This window comes from Streptomyces sp. NPDC043867, assembly GCF_056435845.1.
Genome location: NZ_JBWKDS010000010.1, coordinates 58,123 through 79,676, shown reverse-complemented (window position 1 = coordinate 79,676; position 21,554 = coordinate 58,123). Strand labels below are relative to the sequence as shown.

The 21,554-nt window shown below is 72.4% G+C and carries 19 protein-coding genes and 1 tRNA gene; 13 read left to right on the top strand and 7 right to left on the bottom strand.

Annotation, left to right across the window (positions count from 1 at the left end):
• Positions 1-6: 6 nt before the first annotated feature.
• Genes murJ through AC069T_RS12595 form a run of 5 tightly spaced genes read right to left on the bottom strand, consistent with a single transcriptional unit; the run spans position 7 to position 7,167 of the window.
• The gene (gene murJ / locus AC069T_RS12615; protein ID WP_478782717.1) at positions 7-1,953 is read right to left on the bottom strand and encodes a murein biosynthesis integral membrane protein MurJ; all 1,947 of its coding nucleotides are present in this window, start codon (positions 1,951-1,953) and stop codon (positions 7-9) included.
• Positions 1,950-3,296 (bottom strand): O-antigen ligase family protein, encoded by a 1,347-nt coding sequence (locus tag AC069T_RS12610; RefSeq protein ID WP_478782822.1) that lies wholly within the window; start codon positions 3,294-3,296, stop codon positions 1,950-1,952. The genes murJ and AC069T_RS12610 overlap by 4 nt, the downstream gene beginning before the upstream one ends.
• 52 nt (positions 3,297-3,348) lie before the next feature.
• Positions 3,349-4,782: an exopolysaccharide biosynthesis polyprenyl glycosylphosphotransferase gene (locus AC069T_RS12605; protein WP_478782716.1), complete on the bottom strand. Its 1,434-nt coding sequence runs from the start codon at positions 4,780-4,782 to the stop codon at positions 3,349-3,351.
• Positions 4,779-6,011, bottom strand: a complete 1,233-nt coding sequence (locus tag AC069T_RS12600) for a glycosyltransferase (protein ID WP_478782715.1) — start codon at positions 6,009-6,011, stop codon at positions 4,779-4,781. The genes AC069T_RS12605 and AC069T_RS12600 overlap by 4 nt, the downstream gene beginning before the upstream one ends.
• Before the next feature lie 40 nt (positions 6,012-6,051).
• On the bottom strand, positions 6,052-7,167 hold the full coding sequence (locus AC069T_RS12595) for a DUF3344 domain-containing protein (protein WP_478782714.1): 1,116 nt from the start codon (positions 7,165-7,167) through the stop codon (positions 6,052-6,054).
• A gap of 303 nt (positions 7,168-7,470) precedes the next feature.
• Between AC069T_RS12595 and AC069T_RS12590 the strand changes: the two genes are divergently transcribed.
• The 8 genes from AC069T_RS12590 (at position 7,471) to AC069T_RS12555 (ending at position 12,341) form a co-directional block, all read left to right on the top strand.
• On the top strand, positions 7,471-7,710 hold the full coding sequence (locus AC069T_RS12590) for a chaplin (RefSeq protein WP_478782713.1): 240 nt from the start codon (positions 7,471-7,473) through the stop codon (positions 7,708-7,710).
• Positions 7,711-7,939: 229 nt separating this feature from the next.
• Entirely contained in the window at positions 7,940-8,617 is a 678-nt protein-coding gene (locus AC069T_RS12585) for a hypothetical protein (protein ID WP_478782712.1), read from the top strand.
• Positions 8,618-8,849: 232 nt separating this feature from the next.
• The gene (locus AC069T_RS12580; protein WP_358849950.1) at positions 8,850-9,158 is read left to right on the top strand and encodes a hypothetical protein; all 309 of its coding nucleotides are present in this window, start codon (positions 8,850-8,852) and stop codon (positions 9,156-9,158) included.
• Between the two features lie 84 nt (positions 9,159-9,242).
• Entirely contained in the window at positions 9,243-9,482 is a 240-nt protein-coding gene (locus tag AC069T_RS12575; RefSeq protein ID WP_478782821.1) for a chaplin, read from the top strand.
• 195 nt (positions 9,483-9,677) lie between these two features.
• Complete coding sequence (locus AC069T_RS12570; protein WP_478782711.1) at positions 9,678-10,175, top strand: DUF5949 family protein; 498 nt, start codon at positions 9,678-9,680, stop codon at positions 10,173-10,175.
• 255 nt (positions 10,176-10,430) lie between these two features.
• A complete protein-coding gene (locus AC069T_RS12565) occupies positions 10,431-10,940 on the top strand; it encodes a hypothetical protein (protein WP_478782710.1) in 510 nt (169 codons plus the stop codon).
• Positions 10,941-11,032: 92 nt separating this feature from the next.
• Entirely contained in the window at positions 11,033-11,491 is a 459-nt protein-coding gene (locus tag AC069T_RS12560; RefSeq protein ID WP_478782709.1) for a tyrosinase family oxidase copper chaperone, read from the top strand.
• Complete coding sequence (locus AC069T_RS12555) at positions 11,475-12,341, top strand: tyrosinase family protein (protein ID WP_478782708.1); 867 nt, start codon at positions 11,475-11,477, stop codon at positions 12,339-12,341. Before AC069T_RS12560 ends, AC069T_RS12555 begins: the two co-directional genes overlap by 17 nt.
• A gap of 74 nt (positions 12,342-12,415) precedes the next feature.
• On the opposite strand, the gene AC069T_RS12550 is transcribed toward AC069T_RS12555, so the two are convergent.
• Both AC069T_RS12550 and AC069T_RS12545 read right to left on the bottom strand, forming a co-directional pair.
• On the bottom strand, positions 12,416-12,712 hold the full coding sequence (locus AC069T_RS12550) for a chaplin (RefSeq protein ID WP_478782707.1): 297 nt from the start codon (positions 12,710-12,712) through the stop codon (positions 12,416-12,418).
• A gap of 373 nt (positions 12,713-13,085) precedes the next feature.
• A tRNA-Arg gene (locus AC069T_RS12545) sits at positions 13,086-13,158 on the bottom strand.
• A 314-nt stretch (positions 13,159-13,472) separates the two neighbouring features.
• Between AC069T_RS12545 and AC069T_RS12540 the strand changes: the two genes are divergently transcribed.
• The 5 genes from AC069T_RS12540 (at position 13,473) to ettA (ending at position 21,552) form a co-directional block, all read left to right on the top strand.
• The gene (locus tag AC069T_RS12540; RefSeq protein ID WP_478782706.1) at positions 13,473-15,080 is read left to right on the top strand and encodes a dynamin family protein; all 1,608 of its coding nucleotides are present in this window, start codon (positions 13,473-13,475) and stop codon (positions 15,078-15,080) included.
• The gene (locus AC069T_RS12535) at positions 15,077-17,203 is read left to right on the top strand and encodes a YfjP family GTPase (RefSeq protein ID WP_478782705.1); all 2,127 of its coding nucleotides are present in this window, start codon (positions 15,077-15,079) and stop codon (positions 17,201-17,203) included. Before AC069T_RS12540 ends, AC069T_RS12535 begins: the two co-directional genes overlap by 4 nt.
• A gap of 322 nt (positions 17,204-17,525) precedes the next feature.
• The gene (locus AC069T_RS12530) at positions 17,526-17,999 is read left to right on the top strand and encodes a single-stranded DNA-binding protein (RefSeq protein ID WP_478782704.1); all 474 of its coding nucleotides are present in this window, start codon (positions 17,526-17,528) and stop codon (positions 17,997-17,999) included.
• 261 nt (positions 18,000-18,260) lie between these two features.
• Entirely contained in the window at positions 18,261-19,670 is a 1,410-nt protein-coding gene (locus AC069T_RS12525) for a Cys-Gln thioester bond-forming surface protein (RefSeq protein ID WP_478782703.1), read from the top strand.
• A 217-nt stretch (positions 19,671-19,887) separates the two neighbouring features.
• On the top strand, positions 19,888-21,552 hold the full coding sequence (ettA, locus tag AC069T_RS12520) for an energy-dependent translational throttle protein EttA (protein ID WP_478782702.1): 1,665 nt from the start codon (positions 19,888-19,890) through the stop codon (positions 21,550-21,552).
• The last annotated feature ends 2 nt before the right edge of the window (positions 21,553-21,554 follow it).

The following is a 21,554-nucleotide window of genomic DNA, read 5'->3' as shown; positions in this document are numbered from 1 at the left end:
GCCGGGTCAGCGGAAACGGACATACGGAAGCCTTCGGGTCACGGAGCGGAGGGCGGGTGCGACGGCCTGGGCGTTCAGCGCCCAGGCCACGAGGACGAAGACGACGACGACGGCCGAGCCGCCGACGGCGAGACCGGGCAGCGGGGAGTCCGTGCGGCTCGCGCAGAACGCCCCCGCGGCCGCCGCGGCCACCGCCGCGCGCACCGGCCGGCCGATCTCGGCCACGACCTGCCGGGTGCGGATCGGCACCCCGCGCCGGCCCATGCCCGAGAGCAGGAGCAGCGCGGAGAGGGTGATGCCGAGGGCGTTGGCGGCGGCGATCCCGCACACGCCCCAGGGGCCGACGGCCCACGCGCCGACGCCGCCGGTGACGGCGATCCCCGCCGCCATCGCGCACATCGGGTACCAGGTGGGCCGGCCCGCCGAGAAGTACGAACGGACGAGCGCGCCGACGAGGGTGTGGCCGAGCAGGCCGAGGGCGTACACGCGCATGACGGCGGCGGTGGCCGCGGTGTCCTGGGCGCCGAACGCGCCTCGCTCGAACAGCAGTTGGATCATCTGGGGGGCGCAGGCGACGACCGCCGCGGCGCCGAGCAGGACGGTGCACGACACGACGGCCAGGTCGCACTCCACCCGGTCCCGGGCCCGCTCGGTGTCGCCCTCCGCGAGCGCCTGCGCCACCACCGGGAAGGTGACGGTGCACAGCATCAGCGACAGCACCATCGGCATCTGGGCGACCTTCTGGGCGTAGTTCAGATGCGAGATCGCCCCGGCGGGGAGCGAGGAGGCGAGGAAGCGTTCGACGAGTACCTGCGACTGGCGGAACAGGGCGAAGAGCAGGACCGCGGCGACGAGGACCAGGTCCATGGAGCGCGCGGCGGACCCGTCGTTCCCGGAATCCGCCGCGGGACCGTCGGCGTTCCCGGCGCCCGGCGCGGGCGGGGCGGGGGATCCGTGGGCCGGTGCGGGTCCGGGCGCGGGCCGGTCCGGGCAGCTGTCGGCCGTCCCGTCCTGTCTGCCGTGCCGGCCGTGCCGCGGTCGCCCCCGGAGCTGCCGCCACAGCGACGGCGCCTGCGCCAGCACCATCAGGACGCCGCCCACCGCGACCCCGGCCGCCGCCGACCGCACGCCCCAGCGCCCGCCCAGCACGAACATGACGGTGATGATGCCGGTGTTGTACGCGACGTAGATGGCGGCCGGCGCGACGAACCGGCGGTGCGCGCGCAGGGCCGCGCTGCAATAGCCGGCCAGCCCGAAGCTCAGGACACAGGTCGCGGTCAGCCGCGTGCAGTCCACCGCGAGCCCGGGGTCGGGCAGCCCGGGCGCCAGCGCCTCGACGACGTACGGCGCCCCGGCGATCAGCAGCGCAGCCGTCGCGGTGAAGGCCGCGGTCAGGCGGGGCAGTGTGCCGGAGACCAGCGAGTGCACCGGGTCCCCGGCGGCCCCCCGGGCCCGGCGGGCCACGGCCCGGCTGAACATCGGCACCAGGACGAAGGCCAGCCCGTCCTCGATCAGCAGCGTCGCCGCGAACTCCGGCACGGTCCAGGCGATCAGGAAGGCGTCCGTCTCGCTGCCGGCCCCGAAGAGGTGCGCGAGTGCCTGGTCCCGGCCGAGGCCCAGCAGGGCGCCGACGATGGACAGGCCGACGGTGACGAGAGCGGCCTTGGCGAGGAAGCGCTGCGAGGAGGGACCGGCGGGCGCGACCACCACCGCGTCCGCAGCAGTACGGGTGTCGGTGCCCGTACCGGCCACCGCGTCCGCGTCGCCAATACCAGCGGCCGTGTCCGCGCCGGTGCCGGCGGCCACACCAGCTGCCGTACCGGCATCCGTGCCGGCATCCGTGCCGGCATCCGTGCCGGCATCCGTGCCGGTATCCGTACCGGCGGCCGGGGAAGCGCCGCGTGCCGCGGGCACCGTCGTCGCGTCGTCGGACCGAGGGGGTGTCACCTTCATCGCGCCGCGGCCTCCCCGAAAGGACCCACCGTCACGCCCGGCCGGACGGCGGCACCGCCGGGCCCGGCCGCCGCGCCGCCCGGCGCCGCGGAGGCGGGATCCATCAGCGCCCACCAGGCCACGAGCCCGAAGCAGACGGCGGTCAGCACGGTCGAGGGCCCGCCGATGTCGCCGTACGCGAAGTCCACAAGCTGCCAGACCAGCAGACCGCAGGACACGAGCGCGCAGTCGAGCCCGTGCCCGCTCCCCGGTCCGCCGCCGGGAGCCGCACCGGCCGGGTCCCGCCGCCGCACCCGGACGAGCCCGCGCAGCGCGCACACCAGCAGCGCCAGCCAGCTCCCGGCCAGCGCCAGCAGCCCGATGAGGCCCTGCTCGCTGAGGACCAGCAGGTACATGTTGTGCGGGGAGAGCAGCGGCTGCTTGCGGAACGCGGCGCCCGCGCCCTCCGTGTCGCTGCCCGACGACAGCGCCAACGAGGCGTGCCCGTCACGGTGTTCGGGAAAGCCCTTCAGGCCGACCCCGGCCGCCGGGTGCTCCCGCCACATGTCGACCGCGGCGGCCCACATCGTGTAGCGGTCCGTCACCGACCGGTCGGGCGCGTCCGTGACCTGCGTGATGCTGGTGATCCGCTCCTGGAGCATGGCCGTACCCACACCGACCCCGCCCACCAGGACGACGGCCACGGCGGTGACGGCCAGGCCCACCTTCAGCGCGCGCCGCATCCCGGCCAGCGCCAGCTGCGCCGCGACCGTCACCGCCGTGGCGATCCACGCGCCGCGGCTGAAGGACAGCGCGAGCGGCGCCAGCAGCGTGAGCGCGCACGCGGCCGCGACGGCCCGCTGCCGGGCCGGGCCGGTCCCGAGCGCCGTCCCGACCGCGCACACCAGCCCGAACGCCACCACGGTCGCCATCCCCATGACGTCCGCCGCCCCGAACGTGCCCACGGCCCGGATCTCCTCGCCCATGTACGAGGCACCGGTCCCGGTGGCGTACTGGTGCACCCCGAGCGCGCCCTGCCACAGCGCCAGGGCGACGAACGCCCAGGCGAGCAGCCGGAAGTCGCGCCGGTCCCGCAGCAGCAGCACCACGGCGGCCGGGACCAGCACGAAGATCTGCAGATAGCGGCCGAACCCGGTGAGCCCCGCACCCGGCGACGCCGCCCCGAGAGCCGCGACCGCGAAACCGGCCACGGGCAGCGCGAGGATCACCGCGGCCGTCCGCGTCAGGGGCCGCCGCCGCTGCCGTACGAGACGGATCACGCAGTACGCCACCAGGAGCCCGGAGACGGCGTCGGCGGCGGTCGCGCCGCCCTCGCCGCCGGGCGCCACCGGCAGCGCGAGCATCGCGACCACCGCCACCACCGGCACGACGGGCGTCCACCTGACGGTCACGGGCTCAGCTCCCCGTCGGACGGACGACGGCGACCACGGTGCGCAGCAGGATGCAGATGTCCTGCCACAGCGACCAGTCGTCGATGTACGCGTTGTCGAAGCGGCAGCGGTCCTCGATGGAGGTGTCCCCGCGCAGCCCGTGCACCTGGGCGAGCCCGGTGACGCCGGTGCGCATCCGGTGACGGCTCGCGTAACCCGGATACGTCTGGCTGAACTGGGCCACGAAATAAGGGCGTTCGGGACGCGGGCCGACCAGGCTCATGTCGCCCCGCAGGACGTTCCACAGCTGGAGCAGCTCGTCCAGCGAGGTCCGGCGCAGGAAGCGGCAGAACGGGTTCATCTCGTGCGCGTTCGCCACGCTCCACCGGGTCGCCGCCTCATGGGCGTCGACGGGGCGGTGGGTGCGGAACTTCAGCAGCGTGAAGGGCCGCCCGTCCTTGCCGATGCGCTCCTGCCGGAAGACCACCCCGGGCCCGTCGGCCAGCCGCAGCACGACCGCGCACACCAGCAGCAGCGGGCTGACCGTCAGCAGCAGCGCCCCGGAGACCAGCACGTCGAGCAGCCGTTTGCCGGCGCTGCCCCGGGGCCCGGTCACGCTGACGCGCCGGCAGGAGAACCCGGCGAGCCGCTCGCCGTGCACGTCGTACGACGGCGAGTCGGCGTCGACCTCCCACAGCGCGCACCCGGACTCGCCCAACGCGCGCAGCAGCGGGGTGTGTTCGGCGCGGCGCCCGACGACGAGGACGTCCTGGACGCCGTTCTGGATGAGCGCCCGCTGCACCTCCTCGCCAGTGGTCAGCACCGGCAGCCCCTCGCCCCCGGACGGCTGCCGGTCGACGATGCCCACCGGCCGCACCCCGCACCGCGGGTGCCGCAGGAACGCCGCGGCCACCCGCTGCGCCGTGGCGGCGGGGCCGATCACCAGGGCCGCTCCGGGACGCCGGACCAGGGCCCTGCGCCGCCGCCAGTGGACCGTGCCGCGGCCCGCGCAGCTCACCGCCGACTGGAGCACGCACCCCAGGGCCAGCGTCCTCACGGACAGCGCGTGGGCCGGCGCGAGCGCGGCCACCAGGGCCGCCAGCACGCACCAGCCCACCGCGACGCGCGCGCAGACGGCGGGCAGTTCGTCGAGGACGGCGGGCACGGCGGCCGGCCGGTACAGCGACGCGTGCCCGTTCAGGGCGACCACCACGGCCAGCAACAGGCCGACGAGGAGCGGATGCCGCTGCGTCCCGGTCAGCGCCAGGGACGCGCACAGGGCCGCACCGGCGTCCACCGCGGGCAGCGGCCAGCGCGAGGTGCGCCGTACGAAGGTCCGCCGGCCGGCGGGAAATCTGAAGCCGTCGGCGGCCTCGCGCGGAGGGATGACCGAGACGGGCGAGAATCCGTGCTCCCGTGGCTGTGCGCCGGGGGAGGGAACGGTGCTTTCCGCAGTCACGTGTGGATGGACTCCCTGCACTCGTTGTGTGCCCCGCGCGCGGCGAACTCCGCGCGCTCGGCGTGCCCGGCGGACGCCCTGCGGCGCCTGGCGGGCTGTGCGACGAGCAGCTCGCCGTACACGGCCGTGACCGCGTCGGCCATGCGCCGCACGTCGTGCGTGGCCAGTACGTGGCGACGCCCCCGACGGCCGAGCGACTCGCGCAGCGGTGGGTCGGACAGCAGACCGCAGAGGGCGTCGGCCAGCGGGCCCGGCGCCTCGGCGGGTACCAGGCACCGGTCCTGGAGCCCGGGCGGAAGACTCTCGCGGGCGCCGTCGACGTCCGTGATCAGGACGGGGCGCCCGCAGGACATCGCCTCCAGCGGCGCCAGCGCCATCCCCTCCCAGCGGGACGGCAGCACCACCAGGTCGGCGGCCTGGTACCAGGGCACGGCGTCCGCGGCGGCCCCGGCGAACAGTACGGATCCGGGGGCGCGAGCGCGCAGTTCCGGGCCGTCGGGGCCGTCCCCGACCAGCACCAGGCGGGCTCCCGGCATCCGCCGGGCCACCGAGTTCCACGCCGCCAGCAGGACGTCCTGCCCCTTCTGCCGGCACAGCCGTCCCACGCAGACCACCAGCGGACTCCCGGCGCCCGCCCCGGCGAGCAGCGGGATCCCGGACCGCACGGCCCGCGCGTCCGCCGGACGGAAGCGCGCCGGGTCCACGCCGTTGGGGATCACCCGCCACCGGCCGGCCACCCCGGCCCGCGCCCCGGTCCTGCGCTCCGCCTCGCTGACGCACACCACCCGGGTGGCCCAGCGTGCTCCCCACCGCTCCCACCGCAGCGCGAGCGAGGCGGTGACACCGCCGACCGCCTCGAACGACCAGGCGTGCGGCTGGAACACGGTCGGCAGCCGGCCCCGCAGGGCGAGTCGCACCGCGAGTCCCGCCTTGGCGCTGTGCGCGTGCAGCACGTCCGGCCGCGTCTCCTCGACGATCCTGCCGAGCTGCCACAGCTCCGACGCCAGCCCGCCGTCCGGCGAACGCGTCGCCCGCCACGGCCGTACGTCGCTGCCGAGCATCCGGAGCGTGTCGGCGAGCCCGCCGCCGTCCGGGCAGGCGACCGTGACGTGCAGTCCGGCGGCGAGCTGCGCCCGCACCAGGTCCGTGACGACGCGGGCGACGCCGCCGTCGACGGGCTGGGTGACGTGCAGGACCCGCGTCGCTGGGTCGGTCGGTGGCAGTGGCATACGCGGTTCCTCGCTCACGGACGGCGCCGGCGGGAGCGCGTCACTGCTTGGCGTCGACAGCGACGAAGAGCGCACCGGCCCAGGCCGCGTCCCGCTGCGCAACGAGCCGGAAGGCCAAGTGGTCACCGCCGCGCCGTAGGGCGCTGCCCAGATCGAAGACGTCGGAGTCGTAGCCGAGGGTGTTCCGGTAGCCGGGCGTCCGCTTCGCGGCGCCCGGTCCCGGCTCGCTGATCGTGGAGTTCAGCACGTCGTCGGCGGGGTTGGCGGCGTTGCTCAGAGCAGTCGCACCGCGCCCGGTCGACACCGTGAGCGAATCGCCGTCGCGGCCGGCGTCCCCGTTGTAGGCCACGAGGCCCGCCCGGCCACGGGCGCCCCGGCCGAGCGGCAGTCCCCGGACCCCGATCACCTGGTCCGCGCCCGGCCCGAGCGGGGCGAAGCCGTCCCACATCGCCAGGTGCCGCAGCGGCTCCGACTCCCGTTCGTACGCCACCATCAGCGTCCAGCCGCCCCAGGCACCGGCCGCCGAACGGCCCATCGCCACGTTGACCTGCGCCACCGTGTAGAGCCCCGAACCGCTCGCCCGCACCAGCCCGGTGACGTCCGCGGAGGCCTGGAACGCGTCCGCCCCGCGTGCCACCCGGTGCCCGACGACGGTGTCCGCCCGCACGGCCTTGTACGCCCCGCCCGGCTCGGCCACCAGCACCCGCGCGTTGTCCTTCGGCGGCTTCTGCTCGCCCACCCGGAGGTTGCCGCCCCAGTACAGGCGCGCGTACGTGACCCGCCCGCCCTTGGGCAGACGGACCTCGCCCCGGCTGGAGTTGTAGGTGTTCGGGTCCTTGTCGACGTCGATGTAGAACATGTCGAAGTCGTTGTTCGCGGCCGCTCCGCCCGCTCGCGCGGCAGCGCACGGCGACGCCCCCGAGGCGCGGCCGGACTTCGGGCCGCGCGCGGGTGCCGTACGGCAGGTGATGGACGAGTTCGCCGCCCGGACGATCCCGCCGTGCTGGAGCGCGTGATACCGCTGCGTGAACGCGAGGCTCTCGGCCTCGGCGGCGGCCGGGGCGGCCGTCGCGAGGCCGCCGGGTGCCCAGAGCGAGGTCAGGGCGAAGCAGCCCACCAAGGCACGGCGCAGCAGACGACTCGGGGAATTACGCATTCGGCGTTGCCCTTCCGAGCTGAGAAGGTTCCGGACCGGCGGAGGGGCGACCGTGTGCGGATCGCACAGATCTCGCGCCGACTCCCCCGTCCTGTCCCGGGGGTCGAAGCGGCCCCGGGAGGAGCGCAACTCTAGCCGGTATCGGTATTTATCGGTGAAACATCCCAAGTGTGTCGGAATGGTGAAGTCGGGCAGTCGGGACATCACTCCTTTGGAGGCACAACCCGCGCGAGAGCCGCGCGTTGACACAGCGCCGGGCATCTCCGCCCGGTTGTTGTGTCGACTCCCAAGGAGCACCTCTCCATGTCGCGAATCGCGAAGGGCCTGGCCCTGACCTCCGTTGCCGCCGCCGCTGTGGCGGGCACCGCCGGCATCGCCGCCGCCGACAGCGAGGCGAACGGCGCCGCCGTCAACTCCCCTGGCGTGCTGTCGGGCAACGTCCTTCAGGTTCCGATCCACATCCCGGTCAACATCTGCGGCAACACCGTCGACGTGATCGGCTTGCTGAACCCCGCGTTCGGCAACGTCTGCGTCAACGACTGACGCCGCCCCGACCCTTCTGCCGGCCGTTCTCCCCGACGGGAGGGCGGCCGGTCTGCGTTGCTCCTAATGGGCGGAGGGGGTATCCGCGCGATGAGACGGCGTCTCACCAGGGACGACGTTCATGGCGGCGGTGCCGGGCGGGTACGGGTGCCCGGTCGATCGGTTGCAGGGAAAGATCACCGCTCCCACGGTGATCACAAGCTCCTAGCGACCATCGAAGGGAACATCCATGCGTGCTCTGCCCGCCGGGCGCATCGCGTCCTGCGCACTCTGCGCCACGCTCCTGCTCGGGGTCGCCGCTCCGGCCGCCACGGCGGCCGACGGCGACTCGGCGCGTGGCCGCGCCCACGCGGCGGCTCCCGTCCCCGGCGCGGACGGGCTCCTGGACCAGGTCGCGGCCCTGGCCGGCCTCGACGGTGCGCTGGCCCCGGTCACCGGCCTGCTCAGCGCGGTGCTCACGACGGACAACGGCCGACTCTCCGACGGCGAGGCGGCGGAGCTCGGCGACGCCGCGAAGACCGCGATCGCCGAGATCACCGAGGAGGTCACGGCGGAGGCGCCGGCCGACCCGGTGGGGGACGCCACCACCGAGCCCTCGGACGAGACGCCGGACGCCGACGGCCTGCGGGACGAGGACGCGGCGGACATCGACGCCAACCTGCTCGCGAAGCTGCAGAACGGTCTGGACAACCTGCTGGAGGTGATCGACTCGGGTGATTTCGGCAAGGTGGCGCCGGCGGCCACGAGCCTGGTGACCGGTCTCGTCGACGTCGTCGCCTCCACGGCGGTCGGCAGCGGCAGCACCGCTGCCTCGGAGACCTCCGGCCCGGCGGACACCATCCCGGACTCCTCCCCGCTCCCGCAGAACGGCCTGCTGTCCCTGCTGGGCCTGGGTGCCCGCGCCTGAGACGAACCACGGGCGCGCCCGCCGTCGAGCCGGCCCGAGCGGCCGGCGCGACGGTTGTTTTATATGAGAATGGGACGCGCCGTTCGTTCGGGTGGTGTCCAGGAATTTACCGGGCGTGGGGTTTCCGGTCGCGGCGGGGATCGTTGACCAGGGCGAAGTCGAGAGACCAGGCACAAGTAATGTCTGTACGGAATTCCTCCTGGCGACGCGAGTTGCCGAAGAAAGGAACACGATGAAGTCCCTGAAGGCTGCCGCTGTCGTTGCCGGTTCCCTGGTCGCCGCGGGCGCCGCCGCTCCCGCCTTCGCGTACGACCCCGCGCCCACCAGCCTCAACGGCGGCCTGAACGGCGCCATCGAGACCATCGGCAGCCAGCGCTCACTGGACGTGGAGGACCTGCAGCCCCTGAAGCAGCAGTCGAACGCGCTCGACACCGAGAACAAGGACTCCGCGCTCAGCACCGCGAAGGGCGCGACGAAGGCCCTGAACACGGCCACCAGCCCGTCGGATCTCCTGCTCGGCGGCCTTCCTCTCAACGGTTAATAGGTTCATTTCATCGCGTGTCCTGACGGAAAGGTGCGCGGGGCCGTTTATAGGCTGGAGCAAACCTCGAAGAAAGGACCGATGATGAACAGCGTCAAGAAGGCCGCTCTGATTGTCGCCGCCGTGGGAATGTCCATGGGGGCCGCCGCGGGCACCGCGTTCGCGGACGCCGAGGCCGAGGGTGCCGCCATCAACTCCCCGGGCGTCCTCTCCGGCAACGTCGTTCAGGTTCCCATCCACATCCCGGTCAACGTCTGCGGCAACACCGTGAACGTCGTCGGCCTTCTCAACCCCGCGTTCGGGAACGTCTGCGTCAACAAGTGACGTCGTACGCCGGCGGGTGAGGTGACGCGCCGGCACCCGGCGGCGTACTGACGCGAGGGGCCGGTTCCGGCTTGTGGAACCGGTCCTTGCCCCTGTTCGACCCTCCTCCCTCGTTCGGGTGGTCGGCCACGCGGTGTCACCCCGGCGAGTGACGAGGCGACCGGACGAATTCCGGTGCCTGGATAGGGTCTTGCGGTGACCTCAGCCTCAAGCCACACCCGTCCCTTCCGCGCCGCCGACCTCGGCACGCTCGTCGTCATGGCGTTCAGCGGCGCGGCCCCCGACGGCGACATGCCCTACCTCCTCGCCTACACCCTGGGTGACGGCGAAGGCGGCCCGGCGGGCTCCACGGCCGCGGTCGAGGAACTCCTGCGCGGGAACGGACTGTTGACGGACGACGAGATCCTCGACGGTGCCCAGCGGCCCGACCTGCCGCTCACTCTCTCCGTCGAAGGAAGCGAGGTCGTGATCGACATGCCGTACCTCAACGCCCGTTGCGCGGTGCCGGCCGAATGGCTGGCCGCTGTGGGGCAACGCGGTTACACCTACTTCCTGTTCGCCACCCGCCCATGGCCGGAGGCGGAGCCCGGCAAGCCCGTGGCGCCGGAGAGCCTCACCGCCTTCGCGGGTGACGAGGACGTCCTGAACAGCGCGGCGCACGTGCTCCTGCCCGCCCGCGGCGCGCACGTCTGACGGCGGCCGTCGCCCGGCCGACGACGGTGCTGAACCTGACCAGCTGGTGGGACTTCTGGACGAGCTGATCGTCGTACCGGTGCGGCGGCCGGACAGCCGCAGTGCCACGCATCGCAGGGCCGCACGGCCACGGAGCCGCACGGCCGCCGGTCCGATTACTGCGTCGGACGGGGGAATCTTGCGCTGATGCCGTTGTCGGGATCGTTACGCGGTACGGACGCATTGCCCCGAATCCTGAAAGGGACCGTACCTGAGATGAAGTCCACCACTCGAGCAACCCTCGCCGCCGTCCTGACAGGTGTGGCGGCCTCCGTCGGAGCGGCGGCGACGCCCGCCGTCGCGGCCCCCGCCGTCCCCGTCCCGGTCCCGCTGGGCGGCGCGGAGCATGCCCTCGGCATGGAGTTGCCCAGGGTTGCCGGAGAACTGCCGGTGCCCGTACCGGGCAGCCCGAACGGGCCGCGGTTCGTCACGGGTCACCTGCTGCCCGAACGCACCCTCCCGCAAGTGCCGATCAGCACGGCACTGCTCGGTGCGGACGTCGACGCGCCGCTCCCGCAGGCCCTCGGGGACGACTTCGAGCACCTGGTCGTCGACGCGCCCGCGTCCGACCTCAGGACGCTCACCCCGGGCGTGTCGACGGACGCACCGTTGACCGCGCCCAACCCCGGCCACCTCGGCCTCCCCGACCCCAAGCTCCCTCAGGCCGGGGTGCTCACCCCGACGCTGCAGACGGCGCCGGGGATGAACCTCGGGTTCGGCGAGTAACCCCACCAGGGGCCGGGCGCCCGGCGGTCAGGACCCCGGCACCCGCCTCCCACCGGGCGGCCACCGCCACGGGATCCGACAAGGAGAGAACGATGTCCGTCAGCAGAGTGCCGGTGCCTCCGACCGGCCCGGTGGAGGTCGGGAACAGAACCCGCCGGAATGTCATGCGCGCCATGTTCGCCTCGCTCGTCGCGGTCTCGGCGGTCCCCGTCGTCGCGGCGTCGAGACCGTCAGGTGGGGACGAGGTGGTGTCCGACCCGCGTGACGTGGCGGACACCTTCGAGGAGACGTACCGAGGGCGCCACATCCACGGCGTCTACTCCGTCGCGGGCCGTGCCGCCTACGACAGCGGACAGTGGCACGTCACCGTGGACGGGCGGCCGCTGCATCTCATGCGGCGCGCCGACGGCTCGTATCTGAGCATGGTCGACCACTACGAGTCCTACCCCACCCCGCTCGCCGCGGCGCGCGCGGCCGTCGACGAACTGGGCGCCGCCCAGCACCTGCGCGGCCTCGCGGCCGGGGGGAGGCACGATGGTGTACACGCGTAGGGACGTCAGTTCCCTGACCCGCACCGAGCGGCGGCGGTTCGTCGCGGCGCTGCTGGAGATCAAGCGCCGCGGCGAGTACGACGACTTCGTGCGGATGCACATCGAGTACTACGTCTCCGACGGCGACGACGGTCTGCGCACCGCCCACATGGCGCCGTCGTTCCTGCCCTGGCACCGCAGATTCCTGCTGGACCTGGAGCGGGCGCTGCGGCGGGTGGACTCCTCTGTGAGCGTGCCCTACTGGGACTGGACGCGCAGCCGCACACCGTCCTCCGCCCCCTGGACGGCGGACCTGCTCGGCGGCAACGGCCGGCGCTCCGACCACCGGGTCATGAGCGGGCCCTTCGCCTACGGGAACGGGAAGTGGAAGATCAAGGAGGGGGTCACCGACATCGAGTACCTCACCCGCGACTTCGGGCGCCCCCGGGATCCGATCAAGCTGCCGACGGCGGCCGAGCTGGCCCGCGCTCTGGACGATCCGGTCTATGACGCGCACCCCTGGAACTCCACGTCGGCGCGGGGGTTCCGCAACAAACTCGAGGGATGGGGGGCAGGCGGCGGCAGCGGCGCGTGGCGCAACCACAACCGCGTCCACCGCTGGGTCGGCGGGCACATGCTCGGCGGTGCCTCCGTCAACGACCCGGTCTTCTGGCTGCACCACGCCTTCGTGGATCTGCTCTGGACCCGCTGGCAGCGAAAGCACCGCGGAGCACGCTACCTGCCCGCGAGCCCGCCGGGGCCGGGCAGTTCACAGTACCGGCGGATCGTCGCGCGGCACGAGGCGATGCCTCCGTGGAACGTGACACCGGATCAGCTGGAGGACGTCGGCGGGATCTACCGGTACGCGTGACCGGCGCCGGCCCTCTGTCGTGCGAGACCCCCGGCGGTACCACTGCCGGGGGTCGTTACGCGTGTGCGGGCCGGTCAGTGGCCGTAGCCGCTGTCCTTCTTGTCGTCGTGCTGGTGGTAGTGCTTGTCACCGCTCTTGTTGATGCAGGTGTTGCCGAAGGCCGGGTTCAGCAGGCCGACGACGTTGATCGTGTTCCCGCACAGGTTGATCGGCACGTGGACCGGAACCTGCAGGACGTTGCCGGACAGGACGCCGGGCGAGCCGACGGCGGCGGCGCTGGCGTCGGCGTCGGCGGTGGCCAGGCCGGCCCCGCTGAGGACCACGGCACTGGTGCCGAGAACGACAGTGGCTGCCTTCGCGATGCGGGACATCACGTTCTCCTTCTACTCGGTAAGCGCGGCCGCACGAACGCGACCGCACTTCCCCTTCAACGCGTCCGGTCACGGGTGGTAACGGCGATAAGCGCTGCGTCACCCTTATCGACGGGGAAAGCTCCGGGGAGCGGGGCCGGGAGTCGGGAGAAACGGTTCTTGGGCGCAGGCTGGTGCTGGTCACCGCATGGGTTCAGAGGGTTCAGGTGAAGCCGCGTCCCGACGCACCGGGCCTGGCAGGATCTTTCGCGTGTTCGAAGAGCGGCTGCGAGGTGTCCGCGATCGTGGACAGTCAAGGCGCTTGGTCGCGCAGCGATGTGCATCCGGACACCAAGGAACCCCTCATGCATTTTCGCAGGAGACAGGGTGTGTGCGCCCCCGGCAGGACTCGAACCTGCGGCCAAGCGCTTAGAAGGCGCCTGCTCTATCCACTGAGCTACGGGGGCCGGGTGTGGTGGCCTGTGTCCTGGTGTTGCCCGGGTGTGGGCTGGTCCGTGACGGTGCCGGGGACAAGGATAGGGCTCCCGCGTCCTTGTCCTTGATGCTTCCCCTCCGTGGCTCGATGTGGAGGTTCGGTGAAGCGGTCCTGATAATCGCAGGCGGATACGAATCGTGCACCGCTTTTGGCTTCTGGCGCACCGGGTGTTGTGCACTCGTTATGCCTGCGCCCCAGTCATCCCTTCCGCCCCCTTGTGTCCTGTCGGCGCGCAGGCGTGTCCATATGCTTCAGAAAGCCTCCAAAATTGGGCATTCTTCGCATGTGGTGACCTTGGACGTACGGCCTCAGCTGCTCGACGCACTCTCCGCCCTGCGCGACCGTGTCGCCGCCGCACGCTTCCCGCTGCCCCTGGCTGGGGCTCCACGCGCGCGTGCCAACCGCGATGAACTGCTCGCACAGCTCGACGACTATCTGGTGCCCAGGTTGAGAGACCCCGAAGCACCCCTGCTGGCCGTGGTGGGCGGATCCACCGGGGCCGGCAAGTCGACCCTGGTGAACTCACTCGTGGGACGCCGGGTGAGCGAGGCGGGAGTGCTGCGGCCGACCACCCGCACCCCGGTGCTGGTCTGTCATCCGGAGGACCATCACTGGTTCAGCGGGATGCGGGTGCTGCCCGACCTCACGCGCGTGTGGGTGCCTCATCAGGAGCCGGGCGACGACATGCACACACCCGTCGAACGCGGTGAGCGGGTGCTGCGCATCGAGACCGCCGACACGCTGCCACCGGGCCTCGCCCTGCTCGACGCGCCCGACGTCGACTCGCTGGTCGCCGACAACCGCGTCCTCGCCGCCGAACTCATCTGCGCCGCCGACATCTGGGTCATGGTGACCACGGCCGCCCGGTACGCCGACGCGGTGCCCTGGCACCTGCTGCGTACGGCCAAGGAGAACCAGGCGACCCTGGTCACCGTGCTCGACCGGGTGCCCCACCAGGTGGTGTCCGAGGTGTCACGGCAGTACGGCGCGCTGCTCACCAAGGCGGGACTCGGCGACGTGCCCCGTTTCACCGTGCCCGAACTGCCCGAGTCGGCCTGGGGCGGTGGGCTCCTCCCGGCGACCGCGGTCGCGCCGCTGCGGACCTGGCTCATCCATCACGTCCAGGATCCCGCGGCCCGCCACCAGGCGATGGCCCGCACCGCCTACGGCGTCCTCGACTCGCTGAAGTCCCGGATGCCCGAACTGGCCGCCGCGGCCGCCGCGCAGTACGCGGCCGCCCTGCGGCTCACCGCCGCCGTGGACGGGGCCTACGACAGCGAGTACGCGCGCGTGCGGGGCCGCCTGCAGTCCGGGGCCGTGCTCGCCGGGGACGCGCTGAAGCGCTGGCGCGCCTATCCGCTGGACTGCACCGCGGGCGAACTGCTGGACGCGCTCGTCGAGAGCCTCGGAGCGCTCGTGCTGTGCGCCGTCACCGCCGCCGACGAACGGATCGACGAGGCCTGGCGGCGGGAACCCGCGGCGGCCGCGCCGGGGCTGACGGACCGTGACCCGACCCTGGAAAGCGCAGAGCACCGCGTCGGGATGGCCGTACGGCGCTGGCGGCGGGTCCTGGAGGAGTACGCGGAGGAGGAGGTCCGCGACCTCGACAAGAGCGTCGCACCGGACGCCGAGGTGGTGGCCGCGCTGGTCGCGACCACGCTCCTGGGCGGCCGCCGGGGGAGAGCCGCGGGTGAGGGACTCGCCGAGCGGATCGGCGCGCACGGCGCCCTGCGGCTCCGGGACCGGGGCGGGCGCCTGCTCACCGACTACCTCGACAGGGCGCTGCACACCGAGCGCGAGCGTCGTCTCGCGCCTCTCGACGCACTCGACGTACACCCGGAACCCCAGGCCGAACTCATCGCCGCGCTGTCCGTACTGCAGAAGGAGAGGTGACCGCTGTGACCGCCGTCACTGACCGCACGGATCACGCCGACCGTCCCGGAGACGACCCCTCAGGGGACGGCACTTCCGGAAACGGCCTTCCCAGGGAAGGCACTTCGAAAGACGACCTCCACGGGAGTGCCCGTTCCGAACCCGGAACCTCCGTGGAGGCCGGGAGCGGCAGGCGTCCGGCACGTGAGCCCTCCGAGGGCGGACGCGCCGGCAACGCTTCCTCGAACGGTGGCCACGCGCGCGTGGAGCGCGAGGAGGCGGGCCCGCGCCTCGCGAGCGCCGAGGACGGCAAGGACGCCACCGCCCCGGGGACCGGCAGGACGATCAAACCGATCAGGTTCATCTCCAGGAGAGGCAGGGGCGACAAGGACGAGCGCGGCGGCCGGGACGGTGATGACCGCGCCGGCGAGGCCGCCGGGGCGGAGTCCGGGCCGGGCTGGGACGACGGACTGATCGCGCGGCGGGTGTCCGAGACGGACACCCCGCAGGAGACACCCGTGGTGGAGACCAGGACCGCCGTCCAGGCGCCGCCCGCCCCTCTCGCGTACGACGGGCCGCTGCGTTCCCGCCTCGACGCCCTGCGCGAACTCGTGGGCCTGTCCCGCGCCCGGCTCGACAACAGGACGCTCTCCGAGGCGGGCAGGGTCCTGGACGAGGCGGCGGCCCGGCGCAAACTCTCCGGACAGCACACGGTGGTCGCCATCGCCGGAGCCACCGGCAGCGGCAAGTCCCAGCTCTTCAACGCACTCGCCGGGGTGGCCATCTCGGAGACCGGCGTACGCCGGCCGACCACGGCGGCCCCCATCGCGTGCAGCTGGAGCGACGGCGCGGCCACGCTCATCGACCGGCTCGGCATCCCCGGACGGCTGCGCCGCAGGCCGTTGCAGAGCCCCGAGGCGGAGTCGCAGCTGCGCGGGCTCGTCCTGGTGGACCTGCCCGACCACGACTCGGCGGCCGTCCAGCACCGCGAACACGTGGACCGCATCCTGGCGCTCGTCGACGCGGTCATCTGGGTGGTCGATCCCGAGAAGTACGCGGACGCGGTACTCCACGAGCGCTATCTGCGGCCCATGGCGGCGCACGCGGAGGTCACGTTCGTGGTCCTCAACCAGGTGGACCGGCTCCCCGGTGAGGCCGCCGACCAGGTCCTCGACGACCTGCGGCGGCTGCTCGACGAGGACGGCATCGCCCTGGGGGAGTACGGCGAGCCGGGCGCCACCGTGCTTGCGGTGTCCGGGCTCACCGGGCACGGAATCGGTGAACTGCGCGAGGCACTCGGTCAGTTCGTGGCCGAGCGCGGCGCCGCGGCCCGCCGGATCTGCGCCGACCTGGACGTGGCCGCGGCCCGGCTGTGGCCCGTCTACGCGACCGGCCGGCGCGCCGGGCTCAGCGAGGAGGCACGCGACGAGTTCGCCGACCGGCTCGCCGACGCGGTGGGCGCCACCGCCGCGGGGGACGCGGCCGAGCGGGCGTGGCTGCGCAACGCGAACCGCGCGTGCGGCACTCCCTGGCTGAGGCTGTGGCGCTGGTACCAGGACCGGCGCGAACCCCCGACCGGGCGGCTGCCCGTGCGGGCGCCCGCGGACGAGGAGGCCACCGCGCGCCAGCGCGTCGAGCAGGCGGTGCGTACGGTCGCGGAACGGGCGGCGTACGGGCTGCCCGCGCCCTGGGCGCAGGCGGTGCGCGAGGCGGCCGCCCGGGGCGCGCAGGGGCTGCCGGAGGCGCTGGACGAACTCGCCGTGCGTGCGGGAGGCCCGCCCGGGCGGCCGCCGCGGCCCGGCTGGTGGCCGGTGGCTGTGTTCGCTCAGGCTGCCATGACGATTCTTCAGATGATCGGCGGGCTGTGGCTGTTGGGTCAGATCATCGGGTTCATGGCGCCGAACCTCGGTGTGCCGGTGCTGCTGATGGTGACGGGCATCGTCGGTGGTCCGGTCGTGGAGTGGAGCAGCAAGCTGGCGGCGCGCGGTCCGGCGCGCAGATACGGGCTCGAAGCGGAACGGCGGCTGCGGGAGGCGGCCGCCGGGTGCGGACGGGCCCGGGTGCTCGACCCGGTGGCGGCGGAACTGCTGCGGTACCGGGAGGTGCGGGAGCAGTTCGGGAGGGTCGTGGGGACGCGGGTCTAGGGCCTCACCCTCTGCGGGGGCCGCGCCGTTGGGCAGGGTGACCTCTGGGTGGGGCGGCTGCTGGGCGGGGGTGGGTGTGCCGAGCCCCTGTGCGGGGCCGCGGGTCTCCCGGGACCGCGGAACTCCTCGTTCGGGTGACGCAGTTGTCCACAACCCGGCGACGGTCCACAGCGCTCAGCGGGCCCGGCCCGGCGGAGGCAGTCTGGTCCCACGGCGATCGCACCGACGTGATCGCCGCGACAGACGCAGCCGTACGGGCCGGGCCTGTACGCCTGTCCGCGATCCGCCCGGCTGGACAGCCGGGGTGAGGGAGGGGTTCGGGATGAACGAGACCATGGTGTGCGCGGTGGGGAACGTGGCGACGCAGCCGGTGTACCGGGAGTTGGGGTCAGGAGCCTCGGCCCGCTTCCGGCTCGCCGTGACCGCGCGGTACTGGGACCGCGAGAAGAGCACCTGGACGGACGGGCACACCAACTTCTTCACGGTGTGGGCCAACCGGGCGCTCGCGACCAACGTGGGAGCGTCCCTCTCGGTGGGCGACCCGGTCATCGTGCAGGGCAGGCTGAAGGTGCGCACCGAGGTGCGCGAGGGGCAGAGCCGGACGTCGGCGGACATCGACGCCGTGGCGGTCGGCCACGACCTGTCACGAGGGACCTCGGCATTCCGTCGCCCGTCCGGCAAGGGGGAGTCCGGCGTTCCCGCCGCATCCCGGCCCGAGCCCGAGTGGGAGACGGATCCGGGGAGCCGGACCGCGCCGGCGGCGCAGGAGCAGCCGCTGCCCGCCGTGGTGACGTGATGTCAGAGATCGGAGCGAACTGACCTGGCGCACGGCCTATCGGCGTCGGTGTGCCGACGATTTTCGTGGATTTGTCGATAAGCCCAGCTCACAGGGTGTTCTCAGCGATAACGATTCCGAGTCGGATCGGTTATCGGATGACATGACCGGGGAGAGCGGTGTGCCCCCTACCTAGGATGCCGGGCATAGCTCATGGGGCTTCTGATTCTGCTGGTGGGACCGTTCCCCCACGTCAACGGGTCCTGCTCGAAGGGGAATTCTGTGTTTTCTTCGTTCTCTGCGTCGTCCGCGCGCAGGCGAGGGGCCGCGCGCCTCGCCGCCGCGACGTTGGTGTCGGGGCTCGTCGCCGCCGGGGCGATGGCCACCGCCGGCGCGGCCGTCGCCGACGAGACCCCGCAGAGCCAGGGCGGTGCGACCGCGACGATAGGCGGCCTGAAGACGTACGGCGACGCCGTGATCCACGACGCCGAAGGGGACCTGGAGGTCTCCGCGGGACTCTTCGAGATGTCCGTCGACAACGGCGGCATGCTCCAGACCTACTGCGTCGACGTGCACAACCCGACGCAGAAGGACGCCAAGTACCAGGAGACCCCCTGGAGCGGCACCTCCCTCAACGGCAACGTGGACGCGGGCAAGATCCGCTGGATCCTGCAGAACTCCTACCCGCAGGTCAACGATCTCGCGGCGCTGGCGCGCAAGGCGGGGACGAGCGGCCTCACCGAGCAGGACGCGGCGGCCGGCACCCAGGTCGCCATCTGGCGGTACTCGGACGGCGCCGACGTGGACGCCGTGAGCCCGCGGGCGGAGAAGCTCGCGGACTACCTGCACCGGAGCGCACACAGCCTCGCGGAGCCCAGGGCCTCGCTCACCCTCGACCCGCCCGCGGTCTCCGGTCACGCGGGCGGGAAGCTCGGCCCGGTGACGGTGCACACGAACGCGGACAAGGTGACGGTGTCCCCGCCCGCCGACGCGACCGCGGCCGGAATGAAGATCGTCGATCAGCACGGCAAGCGGGTCACCTCGGCGACGGACGGCAGCCGGCTCTACTTCGAGGTGCCGCAGGACACGGCGGACGGTTCCGCAGCGCTGACCGTGCAGGCGTCGACGACCGTGCCCGTCGGCCGTGCCTTCGCCTCCGAGACCCGGAGCCAGACCCAGATACTCGCGGGTTCCAGCGAGTCCACGGTCTCCGCGACGGCGACCGCGACCTGGGCGGAGAAGGGTGCGATACCCGCGCTGTCCGCCCGGAAGAACTGCGCCAAGTCCGGCGTGGACATCACGGCCGCCAACGAGGGGGACGAGCCGTTCACCTTCGAGCTGATGGGAGTGGAGCACACCGTCGAGGCGGGGGTGACACAGACGGTGACGATCCCGCTCCAGGAGGACCAGGCGTACGACTTCACGATCGAGGGCCCGAACGGCTTCGAGAAGCGCTTCACCGGCGTGCTCGACTGCGAGACCGAAAGCGGCGCGGGCGGCGACGCGGCCCAGACGCTCAGTGAGCCGAGCCCGGCCACGGCGGGCGGCGACACCTCCACCGGCGGCACCGACCTCGCCGCGACCGGCGGCTCCGGAGCCACCCCGATGATCGCGGGCACCGCCCTCGCGCTGCTCGTCATCGGCGGCACGGCGCTGCTGCTCATTCGGAAGAAGACCCCGACGCAGGACTGAGCGGCACGGCACCTTGACACCTCCACAGCGAGCCACGGCCCCGACCGGCGCCGCGCGACGCGAAGAGCCGGCACCGGGTACGGCAACCGCCGCGGACGCCGGCCCTGACGTGCAGGTCGCGGGCCCCCGATGAGACTGGTTTCCATCCAGGGGTGGCCGTCAGGCAAGATGGGGTGTATCTGCCCACTGCCGATTTCAAGCGTCCGGACGGTTTCTCTTGGCTGAGTTCATTTACACCATGCGCAAGGCGCGCAAGGCGCACGGCGACAAGGTGATTCTCGACGACGTCACCCTGAGCTTCCTGCCCGGAGCGAAGATCGGTGTGGTCGGCCCGAACGGCGCCGGTAAGTCCACCGTTCTGAAGATCATGGCCGGCCTCGAGCAGCCGTCGAACGGTGACGCGTTCCTGTCGCCCGGCTACTCGGTCGGCATGCTCCTGCAGGAGCCGCCTCTGGACGAGTCGAAGACGGTCCTGGAGAACGTGCAGGACGGCGCCGCCGAGATCATGGGCAAGCTCAGGCGCTTTAACGAGGTCGCCGAGCTGATGGCGACCGACTACTCGGACGCGCTCATGGAGGAGATGGGCAAGCTCCAGGACGACCTGGACCACGCCAACGCGTGGGACCTGGACACCCAGCTGGAGCAGGCCATGGACGCCCTGGGCTGCCCGCCCGGCGACTGGCCGGTCACCAACCTCTCCGGTGGTGAGCGCCGCCGCGTCGCGCTCTGCAAGCTGCTCCTCGAAGCCCCGGACCTGCTGCTGCTCGACGAGCCCACCAACCACCTGGACGCCGAGTCCGTGCAGTGGCTGGAGCAGCACCTCGCGAAGTACCCCGGCACCGTCGTCGCCGTCACCCACGACCGGTACTTCCTGGACAACGTGGCCGAGTGGATCCTCGAACTGGACCGCGGCCGCGCCCACCCCTACGAGGGCAACTACTCCACGTACCTCGACAAGAAGTCCTCCCGCCTCAAGGTCGAGGGCCAGAAGGACGCCAAGCGCGCCAAGCGGCTCAAGGAAGAGCTCGAGTGGGTGCGGTCCAACGCCAAGGGCCGGCAGGCCAAGTCCAAGGCGCGTCTGTCCCGCTACGAGGAGATGGCCGCCGAGGCGGACAAGATGCGGAAGCTGGACTTCGAGGAGATCCAGATCCCGCCGGGCCCGCGCCTGGGCAGCATCGTGGTCGAGGTCAACAACCTCAGCAAGGCCTTCGGTGACAAGGTTCTCATCGACGACCTCTCCTTCACCCTGCCGCGCAACGGCATCGTGGGCGTCATCGGCCCGAACGGCGCCGGCAAGACCACGCTGTTCAAGATGATCCAGGGTCTGGAGACCCCGGACTCCGGCACGATCAAGGTCGGCGACACGGTCAAGATCTCGTACGTCGACCAGAGCCGCGCGAACATCGACCCGAAGAAGTCGCTGTGGGCCGTCGTCTCCGACGAGCTGGACTACATCAACGTCGGCCAGGTCGAGATGCCCTCGCGCGCCTACGTCTCCGCCTTCGGCTTCAAGGGCCCGGACCAGCAGAAGCCGGCCGGCGTCCTGTCCGGCGGTGAGCGCAACCGGCTGAACCTGGCGCTGACCCTCAAGCAGGGCGGCAACCTGCTGCTCCTCGACGAACCGACCAACGACCTCGACGTGGAGACGCTCTCCTCCCTGGAGAACGCGCTGCTTGAGTTCCCGGGTGCGGCCGTGGTCGTCTCCCACGACCGGTGGTTCCTGGACCGGGTGGCGACGCACATCCTCGCGTACGAGGGTGACTCGAAGTGGTTCTGGTTCGAGGGCAACTTCGATTCGTACGAGAAGAACAAGGTCGAGCGGCTCGGCCCGGACGCCGCGCGTCCGCACCGTGCCACCTACAAGAAGCTGACCCGGGGCTGATC

Bases quoted from the DNA above. Each gene is read 5' to 3' on its own strand.
- AC069T_RS12550 (WP_478782707.1), bottom strand. From the start codon at position 12,712: ATGTCCCGCATCGCGAAGGCAGCCACTGTCGTTCTCGGCACCAGTGCC.
- AC069T_RS12610 (WP_478782822.1), bottom strand. From the start codon at position 3,296: ATGCTCGCGCTGCCGGTGGCGCCCGGCGGCGAGGGCGGCGCGACCGCC.
- AC069T_RS12560 (WP_478782709.1), top strand. From the start codon at position 11,033: ATGTCCGTCAGCAGAGTGCCGGTGCCTCCGACCGGCCCGGTGGAGGTC.
- AC069T_RS12595 (WP_478782714.1), bottom strand. From the start codon at position 7,167: ATGCGTAATTCCCCGAGTCGTCTGCTGCGCCGTGCCTTGGTGGGCTGC.
- AC069T_RS12575 (WP_478782821.1), top strand. From the start codon at position 9,243: ATGAACAGCGTCAAGAAGGCCGCTCTGATTGTCGCCGCCGTGGGAATG.
- AC069T_RS12600 (WP_478782715.1), bottom strand. From the start codon at position 6,011: ATGCCACTGCCACCGACCGACCCAGCGACGCGGGTCCTGCACGTCACC.
- AC069T_RS12580 (WP_358849950.1), top strand. From the start codon at position 8,850: ATGAAGTCCCTGAAGGCTGCCGCTGTCGTTGCCGGTTCCCTGGTCGCC.
- AC069T_RS12585 (WP_478782712.1), top strand. From the start codon at position 7,940: ATGCGTGCTCTGCCCGCCGGGCGCATCGCGTCCTGCGCACTCTGCGCC.
- AC069T_RS12565 (WP_478782710.1), top strand. From the start codon at position 10,431: ATGAAGTCCACCACTCGAGCAACCCTCGCCGCCGTCCTGACAGGTGTG.
- AC069T_RS12530 (WP_478782704.1), top strand. From the start codon at position 17,526: ATGAACGAGACCATGGTGTGCGCGGTGGGGAACGTGGCGACGCAGCCG.
- AC069T_RS12590 (WP_478782713.1), top strand. From the start codon at position 7,471: ATGTCGCGAATCGCGAAGGGCCTGGCCCTGACCTCCGTTGCCGCCGCC.
- AC069T_RS12555 (WP_478782708.1), top strand. From the start codon at position 11,475: ATGGTGTACACGCGTAGGGACGTCAGTTCCCTGACCCGCACCGAGCGG.
- murJ (WP_478782717.1), bottom strand. From the start codon at position 1,953: ATGAAGGTGACACCCCCTCGGTCCGACGACGCGACGACGGTGCCCGCG.